Origin of the sequence: Nonomuraea composti, assembly GCF_012034275.1 — a bacterium.
Taxonomy (GTDB): domain Bacteria; phylum Actinomycetota; class Actinomycetes; order Streptosporangiales; family Streptosporangiaceae; genus Nonomuraea; species Nonomuraea composti.
Window position 1 is genome coordinate 100,562 of record NZ_JAATEP010000026.1, and the last position, 19,475, is coordinate 120,036.

A 19,475-nucleotide genomic window follows, 5' to 3' on the forward strand; every position below is an offset into this window, starting at 1 on the left:
CGGTAACCTGCTGGGTCATGCGGCTCCGTAACCGCTACCTCCTGGTCTCCCGCATCGCCACAGGCGGTATGGGAGAGGTGTGGCGTGCCCGTGACGAACTGCTCGGGCGCGAAGTGGCGGTGAAGATCCTGCGCAGCCACATCTACGCCGACCCGTCGTTCCGCGAACGGTTCCGCAACGAGGCGCGGCTGACGGCCGCCCTCGCCGACCCCGGCATCGCGCAGATCTTCGACTACGGCGAGCAGAGCGACCTGGCCTACCTCGTCATGGAGCTGGTGCACGGCGAGCCGCTGTCGGCCATCCTGGCGCGCAACGGAGCCATCGGGCCGGAGGTGGCGCTCGACGTGGTGCACCAGACGGCCAAGGCGCTGCACGCGGCCCACTCGGCGGGCATCATCCACCGCGACATCAAGCCGGGCAACCTGCTCGTCACCCCCGAGGGCACGATCAAGGTCACCGACTTCGGCATCGCGCGGGCCCTGGAGGCGGCGCCGGTGACGCAGACCGGCACCGTGCTGGGCACGGCCCAGTACGTCAGCCCCGAGCAGGCGCAGGGCTTCCCGCTCACGCCCGCGACCGACCTCTACTCCCTCGGCGTGGTGGCCTACGAGTGCCTGGCCGGGCGCACGCCGTTCCGGGGCGACAGCCAGGTGGCGATCGCGCTGCAGCACCTCAACGAGCAGCCGCCGCCGCTCGGCGTGGACGTGCCCGCGCCGGTGCGTGAGCTGGTCATGGCGCTGCTGGCCAAGGAGCCGGAGCGGCGGCCCGCCTCGGCGCTGGAGGCGGCCGACCGGGCGTACGTGCTGCGTGAGGCGCTGGCGGGCGCCGAGCAGGGCGTCCAGCAGGGCGCCGAGCTCAGCATGCTGACCGACCCGGCCGGTTTCCGCGTCCGGGAGCCGGCGCCCGAGGACGAGCGGCAGACCGACGACCTCGCCCCGGCCACCACCGTGCAGGCGCGGCCGTCGGGCGGGCGCAAGGGGGCCAGGACGCTGGCGCTGGTGGCCGCCGCGGGCTGCGTGGCCGCGGTGGGGCTGGCGGCGGTGACGTTCGCCGACCGCGAGCAGTCGCGGGCGACGCCGGAGGTGGCCGAGCCGTCACAGACGCCGTCGGTCACGGTCACGCCCACGCAGGCGCGGGTGCGGCCGACGAAGACCAAGACGCGGACGCGCAGACCCTCGGCGGTTCCGGTGAAGTCGACGAACCCTATACCCTCACCGTCGGCTACGGTAAGCAAGTCGGCTACTCCCACCAAGAAGCCGACGCCGAAACCAACCCGAACCACCACCACCCGGACCCCTACACCCACCCCGACGACCCCAACGCCCACCACTACACCGACAACGCCGACACCCACCGCCTCGCCGGACCCGGGTGATACGAACCCGCCCAAGGAGGAGACGTGATGCGCCATGGGGTCGATGATGGACACCGGCGGCCCCCCGAGCAGGCCGGTACCCAAGATGAACGGTAAGGGACAGTGCAGGAAATGACTCAGCCTCGGCTACTCGGAGGTCGCTACGAGCTCGACGGTGTCGTCGGGCGCGGCGGCATGGCCGAGGTGTATCGCGCCCGAGACATCCGGCTGGACCGCATAGTCGCGATCAAGACCCTCCGCTCCGACCTGGCGCGCGACCACACCTTCCAGGCCCGGTTCCGCCGTGAGGCACAGTCGGCGGCCTCCCTCAACCACCCGGCCGTCGTGGCGGTCTACGACACCGGCGAGGACGTCACCGACGGCACCCCCGTGCCGTACATCGTCATGGAGTACGTCGACGGCCGCACGCTGCGCGACCTGCTGCGCCAGGACCGGCGGCTGCTGCCCGAGCGGGCCGTGGAGCTGGTCGACGGCATCCTGCGCGCGCTCGACTACAGCCACCGCGGCGGCATCGTGCACCGCGACATCAAGCCGGCCAACGTGATGATCACGCGGGCGGGCGACGTCAAGGTGATGGACTTCGGCATCGCGCGCGCGATGGCCGACTCCGCGGCCACGATGACGCAGACCGCCCAGGTGATCGGCACCGCCCAGTACCTGTCTCCCGAGCAGGCGCGCGGCGAGCGGGTCGACGCGCGCAGCGACATCTACTCCACCGGCTGCGTGCTGTACGAGCTGCTCACCGGCCAGCCGCCGTTCACCGGCGACTCCCCGGTCGCGATCGCCTACCAGCACGTACGCGAGGAGCCCATCCCGCCGTCGCAGATCGACCCGGAGATCCCGCAGTGGGCCGACGCCATCGTGCTCAAGGCCATGGCGAAGGACCCGGCGCACCGCTACCAGAACGCGGGCGAGATGCGGGCCGACATCCAGCGCGCCATGTCCGGCATGCCGGTCGACGCCCAGACGATGGCGATGACGGGCAACTTCAACCAGGGCACGCGCATGATGACCGCCACCCAGGCGGCTCAGGGCCCGGCCACGCAGCGCACCACCGCGGTGCCGCCGTACGAGTACGACGAGGGCGGCGGCCGGGGCGGGCGGCGCAGGGCAGGGGGCGGCGGCAACAACGCGGTCAAGACCGCGCTGTGGATCGTCATCCCGCTGCTCATCATCGGCGCGATGGTCGGCATCGGCTACGTCGTCTTCAGCGGCGGCGGTGGCACGGCGACCGAGACCCAGGTGGAGATCCCCGACCTGGCCTCGCAGGAGCGCTCCTACGCCGAGCAGCAGCTCAAGGATCTCGATCTCCAGGTGCAGGTGGTGCAGGAGGCCAGCAGCGACGTCGAGAAGGACGCCGTCATCGGCACCGACCCGAAGGCCGGCACCAAGGTCGAGAAGAAGTCCGCGGTCAAGCTGATCGTCTCCAGCGGCCCCAAGAAGGTCAAGGTGCCCGACGGCCTGGTCGGCATGGCGCAGGCCGACGCCGAGAAGGTCCTCGAGGAGGCCGGCCTGACCGGCGTCATCAAGACACGAAACTCGACCAAGCCGCAGGGCCAGGTCATCGCCACCGACCCCAAGGCCGGCACGGAGATCGAGGAGGGCGGCTCCGTCACCCTCTTCGTGCCCAAGGCGCTCAGCGAGGTGCCCAGCGTGATCGGCCTCACCCAGCAGGACGCCACGGCGCAGCTCAAGGCCGCGGGCTTCAAGGTCAAGGTCAACCCGCAGCCGTCCAACGAGGCGCCCGAGGGCACCGTCGTCCAGCAGAACCCGCCGGAGGGCACGCAGCTCGTCGCGAACACGACCATCACGATCGTGGTGTCGACCGGCCCCGAGGAGCAGACGTCCAACCCGTTCCCGACGGACGAGCCGACCAGCGACACCCCGTCCGACGAGCCGACCGACGACTTCCCGTCCGAGGAGCCCACCGAGGACAACCCGATCGGTGACGACGGCCTCGGCGGCGGCTTCGGCGGCTGAGGTCCCCCGTCCACGGCGAAGGGCCGCCCTCCGGGGCGGCCCTTCGTCACGTGTGGCAACAAAGAACGCCCCCGCCGCTCGGGGGCAACGGCGGGGACGCTCACTTGTACGTCGCTCTACGCGAGTCGTTTGTTACACGATTCCGCGCAGCCAATTTTCGAGCAGCCGATGACCATGCTCGGACAGCACGGACTCGGGGTGGAACTGGATGCCCTCGATGGGCGCCCGGCGGTGCCGCAGGCCCATGATGACGCCGTCCTCGGTGCGGGCGGTCACGTCGAGCACGCCGGGCACGGTCTGGGGCAGCACGGCCAGCGAGTGGTAGCGGGTCATGCGCACGGGTGAGGGCAGCTCCTCGAACACGCCCTTGCCGTCGTGCGTGATGGCGCTGGTCTGCCCGTGGAAGAGCTCCGGGGCGCGGCTCACGGTGGCGCCGTAGGCCACGGCGATGGCCTGGTGGCCCAGGCAGACGCCGAGCAGCGGCCGGTTGCTCTCGGCGGCGTGGTGGACCAGCGGGACGCTCACACCGGCCGCCTCGGGCGCGCCGGGGCCCGGGCTGACGAGCACGCCGTCGAAGCCGTCGGCGTCGTGCACGCGGACGTCGTCGCGCGGCCGCACGTCGCAGTCGGCGCCTAGCTCGCGCAGGTACTGCACGATGGTGTGGACGAAACTGTCGTGATTGTCCACCACCAGCACGCGGGTCATCTTCTCGCGGTCACCTTCTCGTGGTCACCTTCCTGCGGTCACCATCTGACCGTCACCTTCTTACCGTCACCTCGTCCAGCGTCACCGCGGGCTCCAGGAGCGGGAACACCGCGTACCAGAGTACGGCCCCCACGGCGGCGGCCAGCGCGACGGCCGTCAGGACGCGGGCGAGCGGGCGGCCGGGCAGCTTGCGCCAGAGCCAGGCGTACATGTCACTCCTCGCGAGGTTCGCTCTCCTTCAGCACGCCGTAGACGATCAGGCGCTCGGCGGCCGAGTATTCCGGATGGCAGGTGGACAGCGTGATGAAGGCCCGGATGGGGCGGATGTCGGGCTTGCCGGGCACGGGGGCGAGCACGTCGATCTCGTCGGGCCGCACGATGTCCTGGGAGGTCACGCGGTAGGTGTGGCGGGCCTCGGGGGTCTCGACCACGATCTCGTCGTCACGTTCGAGCTCGTCGATCTCGTTGAACGGGGCCGCGTACGTGGTGCGGTGCCCCGAGAGCACGAAGTTGCCCACCTCGCCCGGCATGGCGCTGTCGGGGTAGTGGCCGGGGCCCCTCTTGAGCTGCTCGGCCCCGACGCCCTCCACCACGGCGTACTGGTAGTCGCGGCCCAGCCGGGGGATGCGCAGCATCGCCAGCGCCTGGCCCGGCCGGACCCGCTCGGCGCGCGGCTTCTTCGCGGCCAGCTCGCCCTTGAGCAGCGACTGCTGGCTCTGGGTGTAGGCGCCGGTGCCCCAGAGCAGATACGCGCAGAACAGCATGAGGATCAGGCCCGCGGTGATGCTGAGCTCCCCCACGGCCCGGAGCGTGGCCCGCATGCGATCAGGTTATTCGGCGACGATGCGGGCCCCGGGGATCGCCATGTCGTGCGCGTGGCGACTATCCTGGGGCACGCTTCAACTACGCTAAAACGAAGAGCCTGTGGACGATCCGGAAGCCCAGGCCCTCAGCAGGAGTTACCCAGTGCCCAAGTCCAAGGCTCGCAAGAAGGCGGTTTACACGCCGCCGCAGAGGTCCCAGCAGGTCAAGGTCAGCCCGCGCTGGCTGGCCCCCACGATGGTCGCCGCGTGGATCATCGGCATTCTGTGGATCGCGATCTATTACGTCGCCCCACGGGCGCCGTTCTTCAGCGATCTGCAGAACTGGAACCTGCTGATCGGGTTTGTTTTCATCATCTTCGGTGTGGTTCTTTCCACCCGCTGGCGTTAGTTCTTTCCACAGCCTTTTCCACAGCCTGGGGAAGCTCAGGTCGCGGCCAGGAGGGCCGATGTCCTGAGAAGCACGAGCACGGCCAGCAACACCAGTGTCGCCGTGATCGCCAGCACCTGCCAGAGGGTCCTGCTGTTCTTGGGGGCGTAGGCGAGCGCCCCCGCCAGCAGTGATCCGGTGATCAAGCCACCGACGTGCCCGGTCCAGCTGATGCCCGGCACCAGGAACGTGATCGCCAGGTTGAGCGCGATGAGCACGGCCATGCCGCGCACGTCCATGTCGAGCTTGCGGCCCACCACGAACGCCGCGCCGAACAGGCCGAAGATGGCCCCTGACGCGCCGACGGTGGGCTGGGTGAGCGGGTCGAGCCAGAGGCCGAGCACCGAGCCGCCGAGCGCGCTGATCAGGTACAGGGCCGTGTAGCGGATGTGCCCGAAGGCGCGCTCCAGGTAGGGCCCGACCACGAACAGCGCCCAGCAGTTGAACAGGATGTGGAAGACGCTGCCGTGCACGAAGGCCGCCGTGATCAGGCGGTGGTATTCCCCGAGCACGGCCACGTCGCCGGGCGACATCGCCAGCTCACCCGTGAGCCGGTCGCCCACGAGGTACTGGGCGCCGAAGACCAGCACGTTGATGACCAGAAGCGCGTACGTCACGAACGGGGTGCGCACGACGTTGCCGCCGAACGTGGACCTGGCCTGGCGGATGCCCTTGTTGCCCTCGGCGACGCACTCGGGGCACTGGAAGCCGACCGCCGCGTCACGCATGCAGTCGGGGCAGATGGGACGCTCGCACCGCTGGCAGCGTACCCAGGTCTCCTTGTCGGGGTGGCGGTAGCACGTGGGCACCGCCTCAGCGGGCTGCTCGGGCTGCGAGGGCGGGCTCGGCGGCTGGCTGGTCATGACCGAAGCCTAAGGCTTGCGCGAGCGTGCCGCGTCGGCGCAAAACGGGCAGCGCGGGAGGGGTGGGGCAGGCGGCACCCCGGCCGGCGCCCCCGGCGATGCGGGGGCGGGGCGGGGCGTGCGGGCCGTCAGTCCTTGATGTGGTCGATGGTGACCGACTCAAGGACGACGTCCTCCACCGGGCGGTCGCGGCGGTCGGTGCGGGTCTTGGCGATGGCGTCGACCACCTCCTGACCCTCGACGACCTCGCCGAAGATCGTGTGCTTGCCGTTGAGGTGCGGCGTCGGCACGACCGTGATGAAGAACTGCGAGCCGTTGGTGCCCTTGCCGAAGCGGATGCCGGCGTTGGCCATGGCGAGCAGGTAGGGGCGGTTGAAGTAGAGCTCGGGGTGGATCTCGTCGTCGAACTCGTAGCCGGGGCCGCCGATGCCCTGGCCGAGCGGGTCGCCGCCCTGGATCATGAAGCCGGAGATCACCCGGTGGAAGATGGTGCCGTCGTAGTAGCGGCCGGTGCTCTTCTCGCCGGTGCCCGGGTGCGTCCATTCGCGGGAGCCTTCGGCCAGCTCCACGAAGTTACGGACCGTTTTCGGGGCCTTGGTCGGGAAGAGTTCTACCTTGATATTGCCGCGGTTGGTCTGCAGGTTTGCGATCAGCTTCTCAGCCACGAGACAGCTGCCCCCCTCTATGCACAGGGTTGGTTTTGTGGTGTTTTGAGGATTATGGCCGTACGGCCTCCCGAGCCATCCTCCCATGGACGGCGATGATTGAGCCGCCTTGTCCGGGGCAGGTCAGGCTGCGGGGCCCCAACGACAGGGGAGGTTGTCGTGTCCCTGAGAATGAGAAGACGCCGCGTGGTCATGGAAGTGCCAGCCACGTGGATGGGCCGCATGAAGGCCCAGGCCATGCGAACCGGCCAGCGCATGCAGCCCATGGCGGACCAGGCCAAGGTGGCCGCCGCCCATCGCATCGAAGACGCCCGCCACTGGGCGGCGCCGCGGCTGGAATCGGCGGCGCACGGGTTCGAGGAGCAGATCGCGCCCAAGGTCAGCACCATGCTGACCAACGCGGCCCGGCGAATCGACCCGACACCGTCGCGCTCGCGGCGGTGGCCGATGCTCGTTCTGCTGACCGGTGTCGCGGTGGGAACGATCGGTTACATGTTCTACCGCCGCAACGCGCAGCAGTGGACCGAGCACATGAAGGACTCCGCCTCCGATGCCTCACGCTGGGTCAATGAGAAGGCTGAGAAGGCATCCGAGTCCGCGGACCGCATGGCCGCCAACGTGTCGAACAAGGCGGATGAGGCGTCACGCAAGATGTCGTGACCGCTGCGGCACGCAGGAGGCGCGCCCCCGTGACGAGCTCTGTCACGGGGGCGCGCCTGTGCCCGGGATGCCCCGTTGAAGCGCGACCGCCTGGGACGGCCCCGTTGAAGCGTGACCGCTTGAGGCGGCCCCGTTGAAGCGTGACCGCTTGAGGCGGCCCCGTTGAAGCGTGACCGCTTGAGGCGGCCGGTTGACGTCCGACCAAGCGCTTGTTAGAACACCGGGCATGGCGCTGTCACCGCTCGACGACTACCCCGTCCACCAGGCCGCCCAGGTCATGCGGCACGTGACCACCAGCGACCGCAACTTCTACGACCGCTACTACTTCAACTGCCACGCCGCCTCCGACGAGCTCATGCTGATCGTCGGCCTCGGCCAGTACCCCAACCTGGGCGTCACCGACGCGTTCGCCTGCGTGCGCACCCCCAGCCTGCACCGCGTCGTCCGCGCCTCGCGCGAGCTGGGCGCCGACCGGATGGACACCCGGGTCGGGCCGTTCCGCGTCGAGGTCGTGGAAGGGCTCAAGCGGCTCAGGGTGGTCCTGGAGCCGAACGAGCACGGCCTGTCGTTCGACCTCCTGTGGGAGGGCACGATCCCGGCCGTGCTGGAGCCCCGGCACTTCCTGCGGTGGCAGGAGCGGGTGGTGTTCGACTCGGTACGGATGGCGCAGACCGGGCAGTGGTCCGGCCACATCAGGCTCGGCGAGAGCGACCTGCCCGTCACGCCCGACCGCTGGATGGGCACCAGGGACCGGTCGTGGGGCATCAGGCCCGTCGGCGAGCCGGAGCCGCCCGGGATCATGGCCAAGAACTCCGGGACGTTCTACTGGCTCTACGCGCCGATGCGCTTCGACGACCACGCCATCCTGTGCATCGTCCAGGAGGACGAGCGGGGGCGGCGGCTGCTGGAGGAGGCCGTGCGCGTGTGGTGCGACGGCCGCGAGGAGGAGTACCTCGGCAGACCGGAGTACCGCCCGGTCTACGCCCCCGGCACCCGCGACGTCGTCGAGGCCACCATCGCGTTCGCGCCGCCCGGCGGCAAGCCGTTCGACGTGCGCTGCACGCCGCTCCTGCCGGTCCATCTCATGGTCGGCACCGGCTACGGGCTGGAGCAGGAGTGGCGCCACGGGATGTACCAGGGGGCGGGGCCGGTCGTGCAGGGCGTGACGTACCGGCTGCCCGACGACGCCGCCAGGATGTGGGGGCTGGTGGACGCCGTCGGGCGTTTCGAGTACGACGGGCTCGTGGGCCACGGGCTCTTCGAGTACTGGGCGCTGGGGCCGCACCCGTCGTTCCCCGGCTGAGCCGCTACTCGGGCTTCTTGCAGATGATCTTGACGGTCTTGGCCGGGCCGTCCTCGCCCGGAGCCGTGGCCACGACGGGCGCGCCGCCCTCAGCGGCGGGCTCGGCGGGCTTCGCCTTGACGATGTCACCGGCCGCGACCAGCTTCTCGATCTCCTCCGGCGAGAGCTTCTTCACCTTGGAGAACTTCTCGGCCTCCTCGGGCGAGAGCGGCTCGGCCCTCTTGACCGCCACGCCCCCGTCGGGAAGCTTCTCGACCTGCACGGTGTCGCTGTCGGCCAGGTGCGCCACCTTGCCGTCGGGCCCGACCACGACGCCCCCCTTGCCGCCCTCCTTGGCCGGCAGCGCCGGGGTCATCTCGATGGTCTTGCCGTCCTCGGTCGTGCAGGTCACCTTCGTGCCCGCGGTCGGGGACGGCTCGTCGGCCATGGCGGAGCCCGCCAGGCCGGTGATCGCGAGCACCGCGACCGCACCGAGCACCGCGAGACGACGCTTGAACATGGATTCTCCTCACTCGGGACTGACGTTCGCCCCCGAGGATGGCCGCCCGTACCTGAAGTGATCCTGAAGAGCACCGAAATGATCTTCAGGTTGGCTTTAGGTGCGCTACGGCACCCTGGAGCGCGTGCGAGTGTTACTGGTGGAGGACGAGGAGCGCCTGGCCGACCTGGTCAAGGGCGGCCTGGCGGGCGAGGGCTTCGCGGTGGACGTGGCCCACGACGGGCGCGACGGGCTGTGGATGGCCACCGAGAACACCTACGACGTGATCGTCCTGGACGTGATGCTGCCCCGGCTCAACGGGTACGCGGTCTGCGCCAAGCTGCGCGAGGCCGGCGACTGGACGCCGATCATGATGCTCACGGCCAAGGACGGCATCTACGACGAGGCCGAGGCCCTGGACAACGGGGCCGACGACTACCTGGCCAAGCCCTTCTCGTACGTGGTGCTGCTGGCCAGGCTGCGCGCGCTGGTGCGGCGCGGCGGGCGCGAGCGGCCCGTGTCGATCAGCGTCGGCGACCTCGTGATCGACCCGGCGGGGCTGCGCTGCCGCAGGGGCGAGGCGGACATCCAGCTCACGCCGAAGGAGTTCGCGGTGCTGCACGCGCTGGCCCGCCGGGCCGGCGAGGTGGTCTCCAAACAGGACCTGCTGGCGCAGGCGTGGGACTTCTCCTACGACGGCGATCCGAACATCGTCGAGGTCTACATCAGCGCGTTGCGCCGCAAGATCGACGTGCCGTTCGGCAGGACGACGCTCATGACGGTGCGCGGCGCCGGCTACCGGCTGGAGGCGGCGTGAGGCGCTGGGAGTGGCTGGTGGCCGGGGTGTCGTCGGTGCGGGTGCGGGCGACGGCGGCGGCGACGCTGGTGGTGGCGCTGGCCCTGGGGCTGGCGGCGCTGATCCTGGTGCTGGCGCTGCGCGGCTCCCTGGTGAGCAGCGCCGACGCCGAGGCGGCCAAGAAGGCCATGGCGGCGGCCCCGTACGCGCAGACGATCGAGATCAAGAAGGCCGACGACGAGGGGGTGCGGCCGGTGACGCCGGCCTCGCCGGCGCAGACCGCCCCGCTCGTCTCCGGCAAGGACGGCGAGATCTACACCAGCGACGGCAGGGTGGTGCGGCTGGCCGACCCCGACCTCCTGGTCACCAAGAAGAAGGCCGTGGAGACGCAGGCGTGGGCGGCCCCCGGCGAGTACGCGGTCGCCGGCGTCGAGGTGGCCACCGCGAACGGCCCCGCCACGCTGCTGGCCAGGGTCTCCCTGGACAGCGTGCAGCAGGCGTTGCAGACGCTGTACCAGACGCTGCTGCCCGGCGTGCCGGCGCTGCTGGTCGTGGTGGCCGCGATGACGTGGCTCTCCGTGGGCCGCGCGCTCGGCCCCGTGGCGGCGATCAGGGCCAAGGTGGCCGACATCACCGCCCGCGACCTGAACCAGCGGGTGCCCGTCCCGCGCTCCAGGGACGAGATCGCCGCGCTCGCGACGACCGTGAACGGCACCCTCGACCGGCTGGAGACGGCCGTGGAGCGGCACAAGCGGTTCGTCGCCGACGCCGCGCACGAGCTGCGCAGCCCCATCGCGACGCTGCGGGCCCGGCTGGAGCTGGCCGAGCCGAGCGAGCTGACCAAGGAGGCGCTGGCCGACGTGGAGCGGCTGCAGTCGCTGGCGGCCGACCTGCTCATGCTGGCCAAGCTGGACGCCGGCGAGCCGCTGCGCGCGACCGAGCTGGACCTGGGCCAGGTGGCCGCCGAGGCGGCGCTGCGGGCCAGGCGGCGGCCGGAGGTGCGGGTGGAGCTGGACGTCGAGCCCGACGTGGTGATGCGCGGGTCGAGCGCGCACCTCGACCGCCTGGTGACGAACCTGGCCGACAACGCCGTCCGGCACGCCGCCGCCACCGTACGGGTACGCGTGGCCGCCGAGGACGGGCAGGCGGTGCTGGAGGTGTCGGACGACGGGCCGGGCATCCCGCCCGAGAAGCGGGAGGCGGTGTTCGGCCGGTTCACCCGGCTCGACGAGGCGCGGGCCAGGGACGCGGGTGGCGCCGGGCTGGGGCTGCCGATCGCGCGGGACATCGCGCACCTGCACGGGGGCTCGCTGGTGTACGGCGACTCGGGGTTCGTCGCCCGCTTCCCCCTCGGCGCGACTCAGGCGTCGAGCTGCAGGAAGGCGCGGGCGATCGCCTGCCGGGAGACGTCCTCCGGGTAGGGGAAGGAGGTGATCACGTCGCGCAGCCCCTCCACGTGGGCCCGCTTGGCCAGGTCGGCGACCAGGGCCAGCTCGTCGTGCTGCCGGGCCACGTACGACCGGTCGACCACGGCGCCGTGCCCCGGCACGATCACCTGCTCGGGCATCTCGGCGAGCATCGCGGCCAGCGTGCCCGGCCAGTCGAGCGGATAGGAGTCGCCGAACGCGGGCGGCGCCCCCTCCTCCACCAGGTCACCGGCGAACACCACGCCCGCGTCGGGCACCTGCGCCACCACGTCGTTGCTGCTGTGCCCGAGCCCGAAGTGCCGCAGGTTGACGATGCGCCCGCCGATGTCGAGCCCGGCCGCCACGGTGAAGGTGTGGTCGGGCGGCACGATCGCCACCTCCTCCATCTCCTGGCGCCGCTCGGGGCGGTACTCGATGATGCCGGCGCGGTGCTGCTCGCCGTACTGCTCGATCTCCTCGGCGCACCTGGCGTGGCCCCAGATCTCGGCGCCGCCGAAGAGCGCGTTGCCGAAGTAGTGGTCGAAGTGGGAGTGGGTGTTGACGACCGTCCAGGGGAAGGCGGTGATCGTCCTGATGGCCTCGATCAGGTCGGCGGCCTCCTGGTGCGAGCCGCGGGTGTCCAGCACCAGGCAGTGCCCGTCGCCCACGATGAGCCCGGTGTTCACGCCGAACGACCGATGACGCCGGACGTACACCCGGTCGCCTACCTCCTGCCACTGCTCGTTCATGGCACCCGACTCTAACTTTTGCTCCTACTTTTAGGATCGTCGCATGGCATATGACTTCCAGGTCGTCATCGACTCGGGCGACCCGCACCCCCTTGCCGACTGGTGGGCCGACGCGCTCGGCTGGCAGGTCGAGGCGCAGGACGAGGCGTTCATCAGGGAGTTGATCGACAAGGGGCACGCCTCCGCCGACGACACGACCACGCACAACGGCGCGCTGGTGTGGAAGGCCGGCGCGGCCATCAGGCATCCCGACGGCCTCGAACGCGCGCCGCGCGTGCTGTTCCAGCTCGTGCCCGAGCCGAAGACGGTCAAGAACCGCGCGCACCTCGACATCCGGGTCGGAGCGGGCAACATCGAGGCGGAGGTCGCCCGGCTCACCGCCAAGGGCGCCAAGGAGCTGCACCGGGGCCGCCAGGGGCCCAACTGGTGGGTCACGCTCGCCGACCCCGAGGGCAACGAGTTCTGCGTGTCCTGAGGGTCAGCTCCGCAGGTACGCCAGCACCGCCAGCACCCTGCGGTGCCCGTCGGCGGTGGGCGGCAGGTCGAGCTTGGCGAAGATGTTGGCGATGTGCTTGGCGACGGCCGCCTCGGTGACGTGCAGGTGCCTGGCGATCGAGGCGTTGGCGCGGCCCTCGGCGATCAGGCCCAGCACCTCCAGCTCGCGGGGGGTGAGCCTGGCCAGGGGGTCGCGGCGCCGGCTGAGGAGCTGGCGCACCACCTCGGGGTCCACGACCGTGCCGCCGGCGGCCACGCGGCCGAGGGCGTCGACGAACTCGCGTACGTCACCGATGCGGTCCTTCAGCAGGTAGCCGACGCCGGCGCCGCCGCCCGACTCCAGCAGCTCGGCCGCGTAGGTCTGCTCGACGTACTGGCTGAGCACCAGCACGGCCAGCTCCGGGTGGCGGGCGCGCAGCTCCAGCGCGGCGCGCAGGCCCTCGTCGGAGTAGCCGGGCGGCATGCGCACGTCGGTCACCACCGCGTGGGGGCGGTGCTCGGTGACGGCCTCGACCAGGGCGGGCGCGTCGCCGACGGCGGCGGCGACCGTGTGGCCGAAGCGTTCGAGCAGGCCGGCCAGGCCCTCGCGGAGCAGGACGGCGTCCTCGGCGATCACCACACGCACGACGTCCCCCTGGTTGTCAGCACGGGATCTCCGCCCGCAGGCGGGTCGGGCCGCCGGGCGGGCTCGACAGGGACAGTCTGCCCTCCACCACGGCCAGCCGGTCCGCCAGGCCCGTCAGCCCCGTCCCCCTGGCCGGGTCGGCCCCTCCCTTGCCGTCGTCGCGCACCTCGACGACGAGCGTGCCGCGCTCGACCAGCCCGGTGACGGTCGCCCGGGTGGCGCCGCCGTGCTTGGCGAGGTTCGCCAGGGCCTCGCTGACCACGTAGTACGCGGTCACCTCGACCGGCGCGGGCAGCCGTCCCGGCAGGTCGACGCGCACGTCCACGGGCACGGGCGAGCGCCCCGCGACGTCGTGGACGGCGGCGGCCAGCCCCCGGTCGGTGAGCACCTGGGAGTGCACGCCCCTGATCAGCTCGCGCAGCTCGGCCAGGGCCCGCTTGGCCTCGTCGTGGGCCAGCGCGACCAGGCGGGCCGGCTCGGAGCCCTCGGGCAGGTCCAGGCCGGCCAGGCCGAGCGCCATGGACAGGGAGACGAGCCGCTGCTGGGCGCCGTCGTGCAGGTCCCGCTCGATCCTGCGGCGTTCCAGCTCGAACGCGTCCACCAGCCGCGCCCGCGACCTCAGCACCTCTTCGAGCTGCGAGCCCGCCGGCGCGAGGATCGCGCGCACCATCGCGCCGCGCGCGCCGGCCCAGGCCGTGATCGTGTACGCGGCGACGGGCAGCAGCAGGAGGCCTGCGACGGCGGCCAGGGCGCCGGTGAGCGGCGTCAGCTCCTCCTGCAGCACCGGCGACAGGGCCAGGACCACCGGGCCGCCGATCGTGAACGCCAGCATGACCAGGTCGATCCACCACAGCGCGAGCAACGTCATGATCACCAGCCCGGCCTCGCGCCCGCGCCGGTGGGGCGCCCCTGGCACGGGGACGGGGTCCACGAGACGCAGGCGCAGCCGCTCGAAAGGGGCGATCACCACGACGCTCAGTGCCAGCGCGGCCAGGCCGGCGACGACGGCCAGGGCCGGGCCGAGCAGCGCGCCGCTCGCCGCGGCCGCCACGACGAGCCCGGCGGCCACGCCCGGCACCGCGCCGGCCGCCAGGTACGCCGCGCTGCGCCACGGCCAGGAGGAGCCGAGGAACGGCAGCGGGCGCCTGGTGAGAGCTTCGAGCGCGGTCCGGTCGATCACGCTTGTGACCGTATCGGCCGAGCTCAGGGCCGGTCAGTAGTGCTGGGGCTAGCTTTCCTCACCTGGGCAGGCCGCCGGACGTAGGGCAGCACCCCGATCTGGAACTCGTCCTCGTAGATGATCGTGCCGGGATCGGGCGAGCGCACGACGTCGTACGGGACGGCGTACCGGCGCAGCAGGTCCTCCAGCGGCGCCAGCGCGGCGATGAGGGCGGCCGCGCCGGGCTTGAACCAGGGGACGGCGCGGACGGTGTTGCCGTCCGCGTAGAAGGGCGGGTACGGCAGCCGCGCGATGAACCAGCCGTCCACCTCGGTGAACAACCGGTCGTCGGCCGGGGTGAGCCGGCCGGCGCGGCGAAGGTGGTGACAGGCGGCGAAGATGCCCACGGGCACGCCGAGCCGTCCGTAATAGCGGACCTGGAACCGTACGTAGGGGCCGCCGTCGCCTTCGCGCAGGGGTTTCCGGCTTCCATGAGTCACATTGCAGGGTTTACCCCGTCCGATCGCGGCGCCCACGAAAGACCCACCCCGCGGACACGCTTGTCGAACGCCGGGGTCAGGCGTTCGCGGTGCCCCGCCGGCCGAACTGGTCCGCCACCGCGTCGAACACCGGCACCGCCGCGGCCAGGTCCGCGACCTGCGCCTTCGGCAGGCCGAGCTGCGGGTCGAAGCACTCGAACCCGGACTCGCGCTCCACCACGGACGCCACCTCGTACAGCAGCCCGACGACCCGCCTGGCCTCCGCGCCGTGCGTCCAGTAGGGGACGCTCATCTCCCAGCCGCCCTCCCAGTGGTTCACGGAGATGCCGGTGCCCTCGTGGTCGAGCTCCCAGTTGGGCGGGTACTCGACGATGCGGACCTCGCCGAGCAGGTCGCGGGTGCCGGTCACGATGTTGCCCCAGGCCGTCAGGTCGGGCTGCCGCGTGACGGGGACCGCATCCAGCGCGTCGTCCCAGGACTGGCCGGGGTCGCGGCGATAGAAGTACAGGTCGTAGCTCATGGTGGACGAAGGCTACTACCGATCTTGGCTGCCGGGGCGGAAGTCGAGGCCGTCGAACGTCCCCGAGCGGCGCCAGCCGTCGATGACGGCGAAGTAGGCCATAGCCCCGTGCGGGTGGCCGACGCCGAGCCAGCTCTTCCTGCCCGGGTCCTGGCCCTCGTTGTTGTAGTAGCCGGGCGTGCAGTCCTGGGAGCCCAGCAGGCGGCCGGTGCCCGACAGGAGGAGGTCCACCCAGGCGTCCTCGGCCTCCTTCGTGGGCTCGACCTCCGCGTACCCGTGGTCGAGCGCGTGCCGGACGGTCACGGCGATGGTCCGGCCCGCCTCCGTCAGGTTGTGCGGGATGTTCGAGATGAGGTTGGCGCCCTGCGTCGGCTGGACGAGGAAGGCGTTGGGGAAGCCGTGCACGTGGACGCCGTGCAGCGTGCGCATGCCGTCGGCCCAGTGCTCCGACAGCCGCAGCCCGCCGCGGCCGGTCAGGTCGTAGCCGGCGCGGCGGGTCCAGTCGGTGCCGACCTCGAAGCCCGAGGCGTAGATGACGCAGTCCACCTCGTACTCCCTGCCCGCCACCACCACGCCCCGCTCCGTGATGCGCTCGACGCCCTTGCCGCCGGTGTCGACCAGGTGGGTGTTGGGGCGGTTGTACGCCTGGAGGTACTCGTCGTGGAAGCAGGGGCGCTTGCAGAGCTGGCGGTACCACGCCTTCAGGGCGCGCGCCGTCTCCGGGTCCTCGACGACGGCGTCCACGCGGGCGCGGATCTCCTCCATCTTCTCGAAGTCGGCGTCCTCGAAGGCGGCCAGCATGCTCTCCTGCGTCAGCTCCTCCGGCCGCAGCTGCTTGATCTTGGCGCGGAAGCGGCGGGAGATGTCCGTCCAGCCGTCCATGACCAGGTCCTCCTCGACCTCGGCGCCGGTCTGGTTGGCCGTGAAGTTCTCCAGCCAGCGCTGCTGCCAGCCGGGCGTCGCGATCGAGGCGAACCACTCGGGGTCGGTGGGCCGGTTGTCGCGCACGTCCACCGACGAAGGCGTGCGCTGGAAGACGTACAGCTCGCCGCAGGCCCTGGCCAGGTGCGGCACGCACTGCACGGCCGTCGCGCCGGTGCCGATCACGGCCACCCGTTTGTCGGCCAGCCGGTCCATGGGCGTGCCGGAGGGGTCGCCGCCCGTGTACGCGTAGTCCCAGCGGCTGGTGTGGAAGGCGTGCCCGCGGAAGTCGTCGATGCCCGGGATGCCGGGCAGCTTGGGCACGTGCAGCGGGCCGATGCCCATGGCGACGAACTGGGCGGTGAACGCGTCGCCGCGGTTCGTCCTGACCAGCCAGCGGGAGCGCGTTTCGTCCCAGGTGAGGTCGGTGACCTCGGTGTGGAAGAGGGCGTTGTCGTACAGGCCGTAGTGCTTGCCGATGCGGCGGCAGTGCTCCAGGATCTCGGGCGCGTGCGCGTACTTCTCGGTCGGCATGTGACCGGTCTCTTCCAGCAGCGGCAGGTAGATGTACGAGGCCGTGTCGCACTGCGCGCCCGGGTAGCGGTTCCAGTACCAGGTGCCGCCGAAGTCGCCGCCCTTCTCCACGATGCGCACGTCCTCGACCCCGGCCTCCTTCAGCCGGGCGCCGGTGACGAGCCCGGCGAAGCCGCCGCCGACGAACGCGACCGTCACGTGGTCGGTCCTCGGGGCGCGCTCGGTCAGCGGCGTGTACGGGTCGTCGAGGTAGTGGGCGAAGCGGCCGGTGAGGCGGAGGTACTGGTCGTTGCCGTCGGGGCGCAGCCGCTTGTCGCGTTCCTCGCGGTATCGGCGGCGCAGGGCTTCCTTGTCGATGGTCATGAAGGTCCTCCGCGAGCGGCGACGGCAGCAATTTCAGAATGTCATTCGGTAATGGCGCCGACAAGGGGACCCGCCCGCCGTCTCCCCGACCGCTGACCGGGATGTCCACTATTGTGGGGTGCCGGACACACGAGGAAGCGGATTTGCCTTGGCCCATCGCGCACTGGTCATCGCCATGTTGCCGGCGATCGGGCTGCGGGTGCTCGCGGTGCTCGGCTTCCCGCCCGCGATCCTCTTCTACGGCGACTCCTTCGCGTTCATGAAGGAGGAGCTGACCCCCGGCACCGCCCGCCCCTCCGGATACTCCCTGCTGCTCGCGCTCCTGCGGCCCGCCCACAGCCTCACGCTGGTCACGGTCCTGCAGCACCTGCTGGTGCTCGGGCTCGCCGTCGCCCTGTACGCGCTGCTGCGCCGCCGCGGCCTGCCCGGCTGGGGCGCCGCCCTGCTGGTCACGCCGCTGCTCTACGACGAGTTCATGATCCTGCTCGAGCACATGATCATGGCGGACGCCGTCTTCGTCGTGCTCGTCACCGCCGCCGTCGCCCTGATCGTCCGGCGCGTCACCCCCGCCACCGCCGCCGCCGGCGGGATGCTGCTCGGCCTGGCCGGCATCACCAGGACCGTCGGCCTGCCGCTGCTCATCCTGACCGCCGCCTACCTGCTCATCAGGCGCTACGGGTGGCGGCCCCTCGTGGCGCTGCTCGTCGCCGGGGCCATCCCGCTCGGCGCGTACGCGACCTGGATGAAGGTGGAGAAGGGCAAGTTCGGCCTCACCGAGGCCGACGGGAACTTCCTGTGGTCCAGGACCATGAGCTTCGCCGACTGCGCGATCATCAAGCCGCCGGAACGGCTGGCCGTGCTCTGCCCGACCATGCCCGTCGAGCAGCGGCCCTACCCGCCGCACTGGCTGTGGGAAAGCTTCTCGCCGCTGCTCAAGGTGCCCGGCACCGCCAACCGCAACCAGCTCGCCGGCGAGTTCGCCCGGCAGGCCATCCTCGCCCAGCCCGGCGCCTACCTGGGGGCGGTCGCGACCGACCTCAAACAGCTCCTGCGCTGGGAGCGCACGGCCGCCGACGAGAAGACGCCGTACAAGCTGCCCGCCGCCGAACGGCCCATCAGCGCGTCCGTACGCGGCGTGGCCGAGGCGTACGAGGGCGGCCCGGCGGCCACCAGGGTCGTCGAGCCGTTCGCCGGCTGGCTGCGCGCCTACCAGCGCTTCGGCTACGTGCCGTTCCCGCTGCTCACCCTCGCCCTCGTCGCGACCCTCGCGGCCGCCCTGCTCAGACGCCGCTGGGACGCCCTGCTGCCCGGCCTGGCCGCGCTCGCGCTGATCGCCTCCCCGCCCTTCCTCGCCGCCTTCGACGTCCGGTACGTCATCCCCGCGATCCCGCTGATCTGCCTGGCCGCCGGCCTCACCCTGACCCGTACCGACCGCACGGCGCCGGCCGAGCCACGGGAAGCGATCAAGGTGGCGTAGCGCTGTGTTACGGTGCCGCAAGGTAACGCATCCAGGTGACGGGAAACCATGACAGAGGCCGGGCAGCCGACCGGTGACGACCTGGTCGAAATGCTCGCCGCCCTGGCCAACCCGCTACGGCTGCGCATCATCGCCCAGCTCGCCACCGGGCGCGACTACGTCAGCCACCTGGCCCGCGTCATCGGCGTCAGCCGCCCCCTGCTGCACATGCACCTGCGCCGGCTGGAGGCCGCCGGGCTCATCGCCGGGAGCCTGGAGCTGTCGGACGACGGCAAGGCCATGAAGTACTACGAGGTCACGGACTTCAGCCTGCACCTCACCGCGTCGGCGCTCGCCGAGGCGGCCAAGACACTCACGAGGCCAGAACCCGAGGAGGGCTCCTGATGTCGTACACCTGGCCCGAGGTGATCTTCTTCCTCGGGGTGCTGATCCTGGTCACCTTCCTGATCAGCATCTTCACCGTGGGCATCTTCGAATCCCGCCGCTCCAAACGGCAGGCCGACGCCGCCGAGGAGCTGCGGGAGCTGGCCCGGCGGTACGAGGAGCTGGCCCGCAGCACGGCGGAGACCCAGGAACGCATGGCCGCCGACCTGGCGGAGCTGCGCAATCGTACGGCGTCGATCGAGCAGATCCTGCGGACGGTGGAGTAG

23 protein-coding genes are annotated in these 19,475 nt (G+C 71.2%); 11 read left to right on the forward strand and 12 right to left on the reverse strand.

The features are described 5' to 3' along the window. The first annotated feature begins 17 nt into the window (after positions 1 to 17). Together HCN51_RS32160 and pknB are read left to right on the forward strand one after the other, a co-directional pair. Positions 18 to 1,403, forward strand: coding sequence for a serine/threonine-protein kinase (locus HCN51_RS32160; RefSeq protein ID WP_168014604.1), 1,386 nt, complete (start codon positions 18 to 20; stop codon positions 1,401 to 1,403). Between the two features lie 83 nt (positions 1,404 to 1,486). Continuing rightward, entirely contained in the window at positions 1,487 to 3,355 is a 1,869-nt protein-coding gene (gene pknB, locus HCN51_RS32165; RefSeq protein WP_168014606.1) for a Stk1 family PASTA domain-containing Ser/Thr kinase, read from the forward strand. Positions 3,356 to 3,487: 132 nt separating this feature from the next. Here pknB and HCN51_RS32170 read toward each other — a convergent pair whose 3' ends face one another. The 3 genes from HCN51_RS32170 to HCN51_RS32180 are packed head-to-tail and all read right to left on the reverse strand — an operon-like array spanning position 3,488 to position 4,881. Further along, complete coding sequence (locus HCN51_RS32170) at positions 3,488 to 4,060, reverse strand: anthranilate synthase component II (protein WP_168014608.1); 573 nt, start codon at positions 4,058 to 4,060, stop codon at positions 3,488 to 3,490. 52 nt (positions 4,061 to 4,112) lie between these two features. Further along, on the reverse strand, positions 4,113 to 4,271 hold the full coding sequence (locus HCN51_RS32175; protein WP_168014610.1) for a hypothetical protein: 159 nt from the start codon (positions 4,269 to 4,271) through the stop codon (positions 4,113 to 4,115). Position 4,272: 1 nt separating this feature from the next. After that, positions 4,273 to 4,881: a class E sortase gene (locus tag HCN51_RS32180; RefSeq protein ID WP_168014612.1), complete on the reverse strand. Its 609-nt coding sequence runs from the start codon at positions 4,879 to 4,881 to the stop codon at positions 4,273 to 4,275. Between the two features lie 145 nt (positions 4,882 to 5,026). Between HCN51_RS32180 and HCN51_RS32185 the strand changes: the two genes are divergently transcribed. Next, positions 5,027 to 5,272, forward strand: coding sequence for a cell division protein CrgA (locus HCN51_RS32185; protein WP_080047363.1), 246 nt, complete (start codon positions 5,027 to 5,029; stop codon positions 5,270 to 5,272). Between the two features lie 35 nt (positions 5,273 to 5,307). Here the strand turns inward: HCN51_RS32185 and HCN51_RS32190 are convergent, their stop codons facing one another. Next, positions 5,308 to 6,174: a rhomboid family intramembrane serine protease gene (locus HCN51_RS32190; RefSeq protein ID WP_168014614.1), complete on the reverse strand. Its 867-nt coding sequence runs from the start codon at positions 6,172 to 6,174 to the stop codon at positions 5,308 to 5,310. 128 nt (positions 6,175 to 6,302) lie between these two features. After that, positions 6,303 to 6,839, reverse strand: coding sequence for a peptidylprolyl isomerase (locus tag HCN51_RS32195; protein ID WP_168014616.1), 537 nt, complete (start codon positions 6,837 to 6,839; stop codon positions 6,303 to 6,305). Positions 6,840 to 7,025: 186 nt separating this feature from the next. Here HCN51_RS32195 and HCN51_RS32200 point away from each other — a divergent pair, with 186 nt between their 5' ends. After that, complete coding sequence (locus HCN51_RS32200; RefSeq protein ID WP_080044015.1) at positions 7,026 to 7,499, forward strand: YtxH domain-containing protein; 474 nt, start codon at positions 7,026 to 7,028, stop codon at positions 7,497 to 7,499. Positions 7,500 to 7,725: 226 nt separating this feature from the next. Continuing rightward, a complete protein-coding gene (locus HCN51_RS32205) occupies positions 7,726 to 8,802 on the forward strand; it encodes an Rv3169 family protein (protein ID WP_168014618.1) in 1,077 nt (358 codons plus the stop codon). A gap of 4 nt (positions 8,803 to 8,806) precedes the next feature. Here HCN51_RS32205 and HCN51_RS32210 read toward each other — a convergent pair whose 3' ends face one another. Then, on the reverse strand, positions 8,807 to 9,301 hold the full coding sequence (locus HCN51_RS32210) for a hypothetical protein (protein ID WP_168014620.1): 495 nt from the start codon (positions 9,299 to 9,301) through the stop codon (positions 8,807 to 8,809). Positions 9,302 to 9,425: 124 nt separating this feature from the next. On the opposite strand from HCN51_RS32210, the gene HCN51_RS32215 reads away from it, so the two are divergent. After that, positions 9,426 to 10,097: a response regulator transcription factor gene (locus HCN51_RS32215; RefSeq protein ID WP_080047364.1), complete on the forward strand. Its 672-nt coding sequence runs from the start codon at positions 9,426 to 9,428 to the stop codon at positions 10,095 to 10,097. Continuing rightward, complete coding sequence (locus HCN51_RS32220; RefSeq protein WP_346433871.1) at positions 10,094 to 11,497, forward strand: sensor histidine kinase; 1,404 nt, start codon at positions 10,094 to 10,096, stop codon at positions 11,495 to 11,497. Before HCN51_RS32215 ends, HCN51_RS32220 begins: the two co-directional genes overlap by 4 nt. Here HCN51_RS32220 and HCN51_RS32225 read toward each other — a convergent pair. Then, the gene (locus HCN51_RS32225; protein ID WP_080044018.1) at positions 11,437 to 12,231 is read right to left on the reverse strand and encodes an MBL fold metallo-hydrolase; all 795 of its coding nucleotides are present in this window, start codon (positions 12,229 to 12,231) and stop codon (positions 11,437 to 11,439) included. The two genes, HCN51_RS32220 and HCN51_RS32225, sit on opposite strands and share 61 nt — an antisense overlap. A 43-nt stretch (positions 12,232 to 12,274) precedes the next feature. Here HCN51_RS32225 and HCN51_RS32230 point away from each other — a divergent pair, with 43 nt between their 5' ends. Next, positions 12,275 to 12,706: a VOC family protein gene (locus tag HCN51_RS32230; protein ID WP_080044019.1), complete on the forward strand. Its 432-nt coding sequence runs from the start codon at positions 12,275 to 12,277 to the stop codon at positions 12,704 to 12,706. Between the two features lie 3 nt (positions 12,707 to 12,709). Here HCN51_RS32230 and HCN51_RS32235 read toward each other — a convergent pair whose 3' ends face one another. From HCN51_RS32235 to HCN51_RS32255, 5 genes are all read right to left on the reverse strand, one after another. Continuing rightward, positions 12,710 to 13,351 (reverse strand): response regulator, encoded by a 642-nt coding sequence (locus HCN51_RS32235; protein WP_168014622.1) that lies wholly within the window; start codon positions 13,349 to 13,351, stop codon positions 12,710 to 12,712. Between the two features lie 16 nt (positions 13,352 to 13,367). Further along, positions 13,368 to 14,531, reverse strand: coding sequence for a histidine kinase (locus tag HCN51_RS32240; protein ID WP_168014624.1), 1,164 nt, complete (start codon positions 14,529 to 14,531; stop codon positions 13,368 to 13,370). Between the two features lie 23 nt (positions 14,532 to 14,554). After that, entirely contained in the window at positions 14,555 to 15,010 is a 456-nt protein-coding gene (locus tag HCN51_RS32245; protein WP_168014626.1) for a hypothetical protein, read from the reverse strand. A 76-nt stretch (positions 15,011 to 15,086) separates the two neighbouring features. Further along, entirely contained in the window at positions 15,087 to 15,530 is a 444-nt protein-coding gene (locus tag HCN51_RS32250; RefSeq protein ID WP_080044023.1) for a hypothetical protein, read from the reverse strand. 15 nt (positions 15,531 to 15,545) lie between these two features. After that, on the reverse strand, positions 15,546 to 17,348 hold the full coding sequence (locus HCN51_RS32255; RefSeq protein ID WP_168014627.1) for a flavin-containing monooxygenase: 1,803 nt from the start codon (positions 17,346 to 17,348) through the stop codon (positions 15,546 to 15,548). Between the two features lie 148 nt (positions 17,349 to 17,496). Between HCN51_RS32255 and HCN51_RS32260 the strand changes: the two genes are divergently transcribed. Genes HCN51_RS32260 through HCN51_RS32270 form a run of 3 tightly spaced genes read left to right on the forward strand, consistent with a single transcriptional unit; the run spans position 17,497 to position 19,475 of the window. Continuing rightward, the gene (locus HCN51_RS32260) at positions 17,497 to 18,825 is read left to right on the forward strand and encodes a hypothetical protein (RefSeq protein ID WP_168014629.1); all 1,329 of its coding nucleotides are present in this window, start codon (positions 17,497 to 17,499) and stop codon (positions 18,823 to 18,825) included. A 48-nt stretch (positions 18,826 to 18,873) separates the two neighbouring features. After that, complete coding sequence (locus HCN51_RS32265) at positions 18,874 to 19,209, forward strand: ArsR/SmtB family transcription factor (RefSeq protein WP_080044026.1); 336 nt, start codon at positions 18,874 to 18,876, stop codon at positions 19,207 to 19,209. After that, a complete protein-coding gene (locus tag HCN51_RS32270; RefSeq protein WP_168014631.1) occupies positions 19,209 to 19,475 on the forward strand; it encodes a hypothetical protein in 267 nt (88 codons plus the stop codon). The genes HCN51_RS32265 and HCN51_RS32270 overlap by 1 nt, the downstream gene beginning before the upstream one ends.